10 protein-coding genes are annotated in these 10,898 nt (G+C 42.6%); all 10 read left to right on the forward strand.

The features are described from left to right. Nucleotides 1-74 precede the first annotated feature (74 nt). The 10 genes from OGY08_RS15885 to OGY08_RS15930 all read left to right on the forward strand — a co-directional run bounded on the left by OGY08_RS15885 (nucleotide 75) and on the right by OGY08_RS15930 (nucleotide 9,686). Nucleotides 75-428, forward strand: coding sequence for a hypothetical protein (locus OGY08_RS15885; RefSeq protein WP_000423602.1), 354 nt, complete (start codon nucleotides 75-77; stop codon nucleotides 426-428). 17 nt (nucleotides 429-445) lie between these two features. Then, nucleotides 446-796: a type IV conjugative transfer system protein TraL gene (locus OGY08_RS15890; protein WP_001447770.1), complete on the forward strand. Its 351-nt coding sequence runs from the start codon at nucleotides 446-448 to the stop codon at nucleotides 794-796. An 11-nt stretch (nucleotides 797-807) separates the two neighbouring features. Next, complete coding sequence (locus OGY08_RS15895) at nucleotides 808-1,596, forward strand: TraE/TraK family type IV conjugative transfer system protein (RefSeq protein ID WP_000783153.1); 789 nt, start codon at nucleotides 808-810, stop codon at nucleotides 1,594-1,596. Then, nucleotides 1,596-2,867, forward strand: a complete 1,272-nt coding sequence (locus tag OGY08_RS15900; protein WP_000592092.1) for a TraK domain-containing protein — start codon at nucleotides 1,596-1,598, stop codon at nucleotides 2,865-2,867. The genes OGY08_RS15895 and OGY08_RS15900 overlap by 1 nt, the downstream gene beginning before the upstream one ends. Nucleotide 2,868: 1 nt before the next feature. Beyond that, nucleotides 2,869-3,330 (forward strand): plasmid transfer protein HtdO, encoded by a 462-nt coding sequence (gene htdO / locus OGY08_RS15905; protein ID WP_000521242.1) that lies wholly within the window; start codon nucleotides 2,869-2,871, stop codon nucleotides 3,328-3,330. Continuing rightward, nucleotides 3,320-4,675 carry an IncHI-type conjugal transfer protein TrhB gene (gene trhB / locus OGY08_RS15910; protein ID WP_000351841.1) on the forward strand — a complete coding sequence of 452 codons (1,356 nt, stop codon included), beginning with the start codon at nucleotides 3,320-3,322 and terminating at the stop codon, nucleotides 4,673-4,675. Before htdO ends, trhB begins: the two co-directional genes overlap by 11 nt. A 7-nt stretch (nucleotides 4,676-4,682) precedes the next feature. Then, a complete protein-coding gene (locus OGY08_RS15915) occupies nucleotides 4,683-5,165 on the forward strand; it encodes a hypothetical protein (protein ID WP_000377632.1) in 483 nt (160 codons plus the stop codon). Between the two features lie 118 nt (nucleotides 5,166-5,283). Next, complete coding sequence (htdT, locus tag OGY08_RS15920) at nucleotides 5,284-6,036, forward strand: protein-disulfide isomerase HtdT (protein WP_182911723.1); 753 nt, start codon at nucleotides 5,284-5,286, stop codon at nucleotides 6,034-6,036. A 9-nt stretch (nucleotides 6,037-6,045) separates the two neighbouring features. Beyond that, a complete protein-coding gene (gene trhV / locus OGY08_RS15925; RefSeq protein ID WP_001022588.1) occupies nucleotides 6,046-6,996 on the forward strand; it encodes an IncHI-type conjugal transfer lipoprotein TrhV in 951 nt (316 codons plus the stop codon). Nucleotides 6,997-7,004: 8 nt separating this feature from the next. After that, the gene (locus tag OGY08_RS15930) at nucleotides 7,005-9,686 is read left to right on the forward strand and encodes a TraC family protein (protein WP_000387412.1); all 2,682 of its coding nucleotides are present in this window, start codon (nucleotides 7,005-7,007) and stop codon (nucleotides 9,684-9,686) included. The last annotated feature ends 1,212 nt before the right edge of the window (nucleotides 9,687-10,898 follow it).

The following is a 10,898-nucleotide window of genomic DNA, read 5'->3' on the forward strand; positions in this document are numbered from 1 at the left end:
GCGAACGGAAGGATCGGAATAAAAAAGTATTATTCATTCGCGTTTACGTGAACTCAAATCTACACGGAGTAATTATGGAACTTTCTTTAAATATTGGCCTTAGTGAAAAGAAATCTAACACGGCTGCACTTTTTAAAACAAAAAGCGCAAAAGTGATTTTGTTTGTTCTGCTGACCGTGCTTTTTTGCGGTCTGGCATATGCGGGTTCAGATGATGGGGCACTGGGAGATATTTGGTCATACATGAGTGAAAGTATGACTGGAGCTCCGGGCAAAATTCTGGCAGCCGCGATGTTGATCTCAAGCGTATATTTCTCTGTCCTTAAGCCTAACCCGGGCCTGGCACTGGTTTCATTATTCATGATGCTGGTAATGGCCAACGGCGAGAAAATTATCAGCACCTTTATGGATGCTGGCGTACCGCTGTAATTTATTGTTAATCATGCATGAGGGGGTTCATCCCCCTCTCTGGATTTTTAATGAGTAAGCAGAACGACGTTCCTCAGCATACCTATAGATTCCCTTTCAGGATCAACATGCCTCTACTGATTTTGTTTTGGGATGCCAAAAAATTAGGGCTTGCATTCATTCTGGTTGCATTTGGGAATATCTTCGAATGCTTCGGGTTTTCTGTTGTAGCAGCGGTTGTGTATTGGATTGCGTATAACAAAGCAGCTGAGTCAGGAATAAGAGGATTGCTAAAACACAAACTCTGGTGGCTCGGTTTTTTGCCAGGTAAAGCAGTTTTTAGTAGCCGTTATTTCAACGATCCATTTATCAGAGATTTGTATTCTTGATGGAGCTATGAATGAAAATGCTAAGTGGCATTAACATCCCTTTTTTCAAAAAATCTAAAAAGGATGAAAACGGTGATCTTGAACAGTCATACGTAAAGAAAGATGAAAGTGCTAAGGGACGTTTTTTGGACATTAAAAAACGATTTAGCCCACAAGCTGAAGCGTCAGGTGCTGGAATTACATACAGCGCCCTGATTAATCGTGATACAAAACTTATCCGCATTAATACTGTTTCAATAGCCGTCATTGGGTTATTGGTTGCAAAGATTCTTTTTTTCACTGACCCAGTGACGATTGTTACCCCTCCAAACATGAATGAAGAGATCACGGTTGTTGGTAACAAAGCATCGGAATCTTATAAAACACAATGGGCTCTCTTTTTTAGTACCCTTTTAGGGAATATTAATCCAACTAATATTTCCTTTGTGACGGCCTATGTCCTCGATGCCCTTTCACCTGAACTACAGGCTAAAACGAGTGAGTCTTTACAGGAGCAGATAAATATCATGCAGGCTCGTGGTGTTGAGCAGACCTTTAAGCCTAATGATATTTACTTTGATCCAAAAAATGACATGGTCTATGTCTGGGGTACCAAAACGACTCGACTTGTAAATGTTCCGGACAAAACTGAATCATCGAAATGGACTTATGAATGGGTTCTCGGGATGAAAAATGGTCGCCCAAGAATTGCATATGTAAATCAATATTCCGGAACACCGAATATTAAAAAAATTACGATAAACGGCAAAGAGCAACTGGCAACGCTGGATAATCCGCCACCGTCTACAGGTAACAAGTGATGATTAAAAAAAAGGGCTTAGGCTTCAACGCAATTACAGCATTGATCATGCTCACGACTTCGAACTGCGTAATCGCTGAAGAATACCAATTGCCAGCAACAATTAATAACCCGGTTGTAATGCCAGTTGGTGCTGACGGATTTCAGAATGGAGCTGCAAAAGCCATTATTCCGGGTCAAGCTGGTTCTGAACAGTCAGGTGCACAAACAAACCTTAGTGAAGCCGGTAATGCGCAGGGACAAAAACCTACAACTGATCTCCCTACCGTGCAACTTTCCCCAGCCAGCAATGCTTCGCCTGCGGTAAGCGCTATTACTGGAGCATTATCAAATAATCCTAGTCTCCCCGGATTTGACGCACAGACCCGATCTGGTGCAATTGATAGCTATGGGAGACCAACAGGTACCTCTTCCCAGCAGAATGCAACCAATGCGACCGCCACGTCAAAAGCCGATGAACTTTATGTCGAAGCTCGTAACCGATATAAAGAAGTTCAGCGTGTAAATGTGCCGCCTGGTGGGAATGTGGTACTGCCAGTTTCACGAGGACTTCAAAACAGAATATCGACCAGCTTCAAGAATGCTTCTGTCAGTACTTCTACCCCTGCTGAAGAGGCAAGCATATTTGTTAATGGTGGCGATGTCTTTATTTCAACTAATACCGATAAACCAATCGGGATTATGTTGTCTGAAGATCAGGTACCTGAATCGACCTATAACCTGACCCTGGTACCGCTTGATGTTCCCGGTGCGATGATTTCAGTTACTACATCTTTAAGCCCATCTATGCAAGCCAAACGTGAAACCTCATTGGATAAGCAAAACTATGAGGAAATGTTGGCCCGCTCCCAGTCAGAAGAACTGGCTCCAACGGATCCAAAACAAGACGATCATAAACAAAGAATCATTGATTTATTGACTCCTGTGGCTCTTGGTGAGGTCCCTTCAGGATTCAGTTTACAACAGGACCGACTTTCTCGTATTCCTGCGCCAGAGCAGTCACCATGTAACTTTAATATGTATGCAAAGCTCGGTCAGAGACTGGTTGGCTCACGTGAACTTATTGATGTAATTCTTGTGAAAAACGATAAACCATACGGTCAAATCGTTGCTGATCAGCAGTGTATGGCAGAAGGCGTTATTGCAAGTGCTTTATTTGATAAAGCATACCTGCAACCGGGAGAAGAAACAGAGCTTTACATAGTCCGGGATAAATTGTTCAAGGAACGCGAGGCCCGGGTTACAACCAGACCAAGTCTAATCAGAAAATAATATGGGAAAAGTTACTTTGCCTGCTCTGCTTGGGGCCACCGTGATTGGTTTTGTCGTATTTGCTTTAACCAGCTTTTACTACAGGTCAGAATATATACCAAAAAGGAGTGTATTAATCGTTCCGGACGCACCCATTAGTATCGAAGATGGCAGTAACGCTTTTCCCGTTCAGACAGTAATAATGAACGATCCAACTCTTATTGATAAATTTGTAGGAGAGGGCAATATTAATGAGGAGAATGCTTTTGACTATCACAAAAGTAACGTTTTGGAACCTAATTACAAACATGAAATATCTAGAACGAGCCAGATAGATAAAGCTGAAATGAATCATCCATCTGTTCGTGAAAACTGGGCCAGAGCAGGTGAACCCTATATCGTTCCTCAGATGTCTGACAGCGAACGAAATCTAAAAATTAAACGATTCCAGAAACCTACAAGTGGAGCTAATCATGGACATTAAAAAGGCCTGGGAAAATAAGACCGTCAGACTTTCTGTTATTGGCGCTCTGCTGGTAGTGATTGTTTATATTATTAGCCAGTCTATTTTTTCCACACCAGTTAAGAAAGAAAAGAAAACACAGAAAAAAGACATGCAGACCAATTTGTTGTTAGATGATTCGCAAATGAACAAATTGAGTAATGAAGAAAGCCAGAAAGTATATAAAGAAATGGTTAAGCAAAACCGACTTGACCAAAATGCGGCGAAAGAGGACCGCGAAAAAGCAGAAAAAGCCCAACAGGAAACTAAAGCCCAAGTTGCAAGTTTAACTTCTCAACTTCAGCAGCTGTCTCAGCAAATTAATGATATGCAGACAAATCGAAACGGCAATCGTAACTTGGATGCTGGTAGTTCGCGTAAAACGATTAATGAGCAGGCACCGGCAGCTCCTTATCAGCTTAATGCTAATGCGCCGATTAATGGCGTAAACCCTAATTACGCTTCTATCACACCTACGCGTAATAGCCCAATGAGAACAATCACACAAAGTTCCATTAAGACTAATGGTACCGATGGTGTCATTCAGGTTATGCCCGTGTCTGAAAACAGAATCAAGGAAGGCAGAGAGGTCATTGCAGGAGATAAAGCGCCAACTCGGACTGTACGAGGTGATGGTACTGCGCCAGTTGATAGCAAAGCGCGGCATGCTGCCCGAAAAGATGAAATGTTTCTTCCGGCAACATCTATTATCACTGGTGTTCTGATTACCGGGCTTGAAGCGCCTACAAGCCTTTCTTCCAAATCAGAACCAATGCCAGTAACGATGCGTATTAAAAAAGATGTCATCATGCCCAATAATTTCACCATGGATTTGCGTGACTGTAACCTTCTGGGTTCAGCTGTTGGTGATCTGGCGTCACAGCGTGCTTACATACGTGCCACTTCTATCTCTTGTGTTAATTCAAAAGGGAAAGCTTTTGACGTAAAACTGGAAGCATATGCTGTAAGTGAAAATGACGGAAAAAATGGGATCCGAGGCACGCTTATCAGCCGAAATGGTAACGCAATTGCAGGAGCTGCATTTGCCGGTGGACTTTCTTCACTTGCCGGTAGCTTAAGTCCCAGTAAGGTATCTTCACTTAACATCGACCCTAATTCACAGGCTCAGTATCAGTCCCCTAATTTTGGTGCACTTGGGGCATTAGCCGGGGCTGGTGCAGCTCAAGGTGGTCTTAATCGACTCGTCGATTACTACACCGCAATTGCAGAACAACAGTGGCCAATCGTAGAAATTAGCCCTGGCCGAGCTATTACATTTGTCGTTCAGACCGGAACTACAATTCCAACGAATCTGACCAGTCGCTGAGGTTTAAATGGATAGTTTAGAAAAAAAAGAATCGCCTGAATCAGCTGGACCTGAAATCACTAAAAAAATGGTGCGAGAAAGGACAACAAAAAAAATTACCTTCGAAATTGATATTGAAAAAATATTGAAGTATTTATTTTTCTTCGCCTTTGCCGTATTGGTCATTATTTATGGTTATAAAGGCTTTATGAATGTTTACGATTACTTCAATAAACAATCCCAGCCTTCGTACAAGATTGCAGTGCTTGACATGCCTGAATTACGTAAGGAATTTTTCAAGCATCACGGAGGCCGTACTGCTGACAATGATAGATCTCAATTCGAAGAATATTTCAGAACATTAATGAAGATCTACCGTGACCGTGGCTATTTAATTATTGATGCAACGCTTGCCGTTACTGTACCGGATAGTGTTGAAATCGTCACTTATATGGAACTTGAAGATAGCTCTGAAGCGGTACAATCAAGTTCTTATAATGCAAAGAAGTAGAGGGCACCCAATAGTGAAAAAGTTACTTTTCCCTTTAATGGCGGCTTTCGCCATTATGGCGAATACGGTCACTTATGCTTCAGAGCAGGTCCTAACTAATAGTGATGCTGCTGCGTTAATGGCAAAGGCAAAGGAAGGTGGCGTTTCACCCAGTCAGATCTCGGGTGTGTTATCAAAAATGAAAGGATATAAACCTAAGGATGCCATATACATTCCTTCTGGTGGGCTATACCTCTTTCAGGACGAACGTTCGCAGCTAATGGCAGTAACGACCGATGGCCGATACTCCCTTACTGGGGGAAGCCTTGTTGATGTAATTAAACGTAAACCTGTTCTGACTGTAGAAGAAATCAGGAATTCCTATTTTATTAGTCTTGATGAGGCCCCCTTCCCTCTGGAAACTGTAGCGTCCATTCCTCTGGGAAATTCAAAGCTTAAAAGACAAGCAGCCATTTTCATAACACTTGATTGTGACGGTTGCATGGAACTTGTTAAGAAATTCTATGCAGATCGGGACAAGTATCGGATAGATATTGTTTTAGTTCCCTCACCCGGTGAGCCAAAAGAAGAGCTTAGAAGGCTCTGGTGTAGTAAAGAAAAAGGAAAAATAAACAACCTCGATATTCTTCGTTGGCTAATGGGAAGCAAATCCGACATTGAAAAAAGATTGCTCTCTCAAAAAGAAGCAGAAGAATGTCCGGCGGAACCTTTGGTAGCGTCATTGATGCTCGCAGGAATTTATAAATTGCAGGGTGTACCTTCAGTTGTCAGACAGGATGGTTTGGCTGGTAATGGCATTCCAAAAGATTTCGACTACTGGTTGAACCAAAGCGTTGAACCTCTCTTAAAAAATCCATTTGAGACAAATTAAGGCTAGTTTATGAACATCAAAAGATTGGTACTCAGTGCTCTGGTTGTAGGTACATCCTCATATCTTACGGGGTGCTCCATCGGTAGTTCCGAATCCGAATGTCCAGGCATTGAAAAGGGCGTTATCTGTAAAGGTCCTCGCGAAGTTATGGAGTTAACTAATAATCGAGATGATCTGTCTGCACTGGCGGGGGAAGAGTCGGAATCGGGAAAGGAGAAATCGGCTGTCAATGACAGCCGTTATCCAACTGAAATTAGCCCTCCAGGGGAAGTCAAATATCCACAGTCTACTACCCTTAAAAATCAGCCTGTGGCTTATTCAAAAACCGAAATTAAGCCAGTTGGTCAGTTACCTGTCATGTACGATAAAACTTTAAAAATGGGTGCCCCTACTTCATCCATTGGACCACGGCCTATTTCTGGTGTACCGGTTAATTCAAACGTAAGGATGACTAGCAGTTATAGCACTGCCTCTTCAACTGGTAACCCTTTCGTTCATCCGGCTGCGGAAGTCGTTAAACAAACAAGCTATCCGGTTTCTGCTGGAAATGCCCCACGCTACGTTGCACCTAATTCTGATATCAGCCCTGGTAAGGATATGTACTCTCTTTACAATGGCCAGCCCGTTAACCCGACTCTCAACCCTGGGCAGATCCAGCAATACCGTTCGCAAGGTTATAAACAAGCTGTAGTGGCTCCTGAACCACTTGCTGTTCTGCAACAGGGGAAAGTAATGAGAATTACTTTTGCACCTTATACCGATGATAACGATGCGCTTAATCTTCCCGGCTACGTTTATGTCAACGTAAAACCGCAAACATGGATTGCTGGCAAGAATTCGACCTCAAACCCAGCTCGCATAGTTCCTTTAGAAGTACAGGATGCGGCCCGGGAAAATATGCAGCAGCAACAAAAAGCAACTAAAGCTGTCTCTTCGAACGGCATTGTTAGACAACTGTAAGGTCAAATATGGAAGCTATCAATAATTACAATAGCGGTTTAAATCGCCATCAATTAGGTGGGTTTATCCCTGTTTACGATCAATTAGCAGGGACTCACTATTTTTTGATTGATGGCAACAGATTAGGGTTTATGTTTATCTGTAATCCATCCCCTGGAGTTTTTGATAATCAGCAAGATGTTCTTGCTGAAATGTTCAAAATGGATTTCCCTACAGATACTGTCTGTCAAATATCTCTGACTGCATTGCCAGACCTGACTTTACAGCTTAGTGCTTGGTCAGCTGTGCGAGGTGGGCGTATGACTGGGAACGATAAGCTTAAAGCAGATCTGCTTAATGGTTATCAGTTGGACTACTACGACAGAAGTATGCATAAGCCTTTAAAACCTGATCATGATAACCTTATGTTGAGGGATTTTCAGGTATGGATCTCGCTATCGATTCCTTTACAGTCTGCCCTTCCTACCGAGCTGGAACATTCGCGTATCGATTCACTTTACTCTGAACTTGTAAGTAAGTTAATTACGATTGGATTGCATCCGTTTAAGGTCGATGCAGAAAACTGGCTCTATTGTATAGATAAGGTCGTAAACCCCGGAAAGAACTCCCGGTGGGCTGAAGGTTTCATAGACGTTAACACTATGAAAAGGCTTAATGAACAAGTTAACGTTCCCGGCCGTAAGTATACAGTCACAGAAAATCATTTCTCATCAGTCACACAAAGTGACGACGAATCTGAGCATCGTTACTTCAAACAACTTTCCGTTGTAAAGTTTCCTGAATACGTCAATTTCGGTTGTATGTATGAGTTAGTAGTTAACTGGATGCATGGACGTAAGACAATTTTCAGCCCATTTATGATCACTCAGACTGTTCAGTTTGCCGATCCGCTCAAGTTGTCAAAAGAAAACGTCCGCTACAAAGCAATCACTAATAAACAGGCAAGTATACCTTCAGTTGTCACATTCTGCCCTCGCCTGCGGGATATGGATAATGACTACATGGCCGTAACTCGCGAGCTTGAGGATGGCGCAAAGCTTTTAAGAGGGTATCTTACTTTCACTGTTATGGGTAGTAATGCCAATTCTGTGCAGACAGCAGCTAACGATCTCAAATCCTTTTACCTCGAAAGCCGGGTCAAAGTAGCAGATGATTCCTTTATCGTTTTCCCGTCATTTATGTCATGTCTGCCAATGTGCAATGACCCAAAGACAATTTTCGACCTTGACCGTTCCGAAGTAGTGAGCAACACCGGAGCGGCTCATATGACACCGATCTTTGGGCCCTGGAAAGGTAATACAGATAGACCAGTACTGAGTTTAGTTTCTCGTGAAGGTCAACTCATGGGACTTGATATTTTCAAGACTTCTGCAAGCTATAACATGGTTATTGGTGCAACGTCAGGTGCAGGGAAGTCATTCTGGACAGCATATCTAATCAATAACTATCTTGGAGCTGGACCGCGATCTAATAACCTCGTTCATTATCGCTCAACATTTAAGCATTTTTTAGAAAACGAATACCCAGATGATGATCCTGACGGTGCTCAAGTATTTGTTGTGGACGTGGGCCGTTCTTACCAGGGGATTGCGGAACAATATACAAACAGTCAATTTATTGATTTCGGTAAAACCCCTGACTTCACCCTAAATCCCTTTGCCTTCCTAACTGACATCACTGTTAACGACGATGTATTTAACGAAGCACCTGAATTTACCGGTGAATCAACTTCAAACGATGCAGAAAAAGACAAAGTTGCTCAGACCATAATGGTTTTGAATCAGCTAAAAATTATGGCTTCAGAGAAAGGCCTTATCGATGATTATCAACAATCAGTGATGCTTCAGCTTATTGCAGAAGAGTACCAAGAATCCAGAAAATCAGGTCGGACCGGTTCAATAACCGGCTTTGCTCTGCGTTGCAAGAAGCATGAAGACAAACGTATAAAGGATATTGGGGAGCAACTCGGAGCATGGTGCGAAGGTGGAATTTATGGGCACCGGTTTACCGATACGTTGCCTCCAATCAACTTCGACAGCAGATTTATTGTTTTGGAACTGGAGGAGCTAAAAGGCACCCCCCACCTTCAGACAGTTGTATTAATGTCTATCATTCAGGCTGCTCAGCATGCAATGTTCATCAAAAAAGATGGGCGTCGTCGCTTGTTCATCCTTGATGAAGCATGGGAGTACATTCGTCCTGATAATTCATCAGGTGCCGGAAATCAATCAAACCAATTCTTCTCTTCCTTCCTCGAAGCGGCATGGCGTAGGTTCAGGAAAACAAACTGCGCTGGCATCTGTATCACACAGTCGTTTGAAGATTATTTTACTTCTTCTGTTGGCCGGGCCCTGACTGCTAACTCGCCTTGGAAGATAATCATGAAACAAGAAAAAGAAAGCATTGAAGCAATGAAGGCTAATAAATATTTTTCTACTTCAGATGCAGAATATGAACGTATGAAAAATATTCGTACAGTCAAAAAGGTGTTTTCAGAGATGTTAGTCAGGTTCGAAAACTTCCAAGAGATCTGTCGGTTATACGTAGACCGGAAAATGGAGCTTTGTTTTACTACGGATAGTGCTGACAGGAGTAAATTATGGGAAATTCAAAGCCGCGAGAATTGTAGCTATGGCGAGGCAATAGAAATTCTCTATGCTCAAGAAGTAGCAGCGGGTTTGGCCGCGTAGAGTAAATATCTTCAAGCAAAAATAATTAAACCAGATGTCTCATAAGAATCTGGTTTTTTATTGTATGCCTTAAGTAAACAAATGAGGTTGTGACTTAATGAGTTCATCACTGTGCTGCAAATTTTGGTTTTATAATTAATGTGGTGTAAAAACAGTGACATAAATACAAATCGCAGTTAGGTTGTGTACGCATTAAGTAAACAAAATTTATAACTTCAATACTGACATTATAAGATGAAAATCACGTAAATTACATTTTTGTTTACCAAAGGTAATCAAAGTAGCGCGGCATTATTAGTGAAAACAGATCACTGGTGTCATTTTGCATACAAAACTTAATATCCTTTAATCATTCTTCTAAAAGTTTATTATTAACGGTTTGGTTTCTGAAAATTTATCCAATTTGCTCACCGAAGACTTTTAACTTATTTAACCCCCTTTATCGCCAAACTGTGATTTTCTAATGTTAGTCTACAGTTCTAGGGCCCTTGCTCCCATGATGCGAATCCTGCCACCTAATAAAGATTAACGCCTCATTCCTGTATGCCGGTCTTACGACGCCAGTGCACGGACTATTTTTGGTCATCACAAGGACAGGCGGGAGATTTAATCAGGGCGTGGTGTTGCTGAGCAGCAGCTGCGGCACTGTAAGCCGAAGGCGGAATTAACTCCTTTATCACCATCTGGGGACGTCATTATGGGTAGCCCTTTTAACTTGCTCAGGACCATTAAGCTAAAATTCCGGATAGCGATTGACGTAAGATTTAGGCTAAGCAGGTAAAGTGATCCCCGCTCCCGGGGTGACAACTTTATACAAAAGGCCGAGCGGAAGATTGTCCTTAGGGAATATTTCTTTAACACAGCACGGGCACTTACTCACGCTGCCGGATTTAACCCCCTTAATCGCCAAACTGGGGTTCTGTCCTCATGCTGGCCTTCAGTTCTGGGCGGGGTTGCTATCACTTGCTCCCTAATGCGAGATGTACCTGCTGATACAGATTAACGTCATATTCCTGCGTGCCGGTCTGCCGACACCAGTGCACGGGCTTTTTTCGGTCATCACATTACCGGGCAGGAGATTTTATCAGGACGTGGTGTGACTGAGCAGCAGCTGGGGCACTGTCATCCGCTTGCAGATTTAACCCCCTTAATCGCCAAACTGGCGTTCAGTCCTGATAGTGTCCTTCCGTCCTGGGCAGGGTTGCTAACACT

Source organism: Citrobacter sp. Cpo069 (genome assembly GCF_030332785.1).
Classification (GTDB): Bacteria; Pseudomonadota; Gammaproteobacteria; order Enterobacterales; family Enterobacteriaceae; genus Citrobacter; species Citrobacter portucalensis.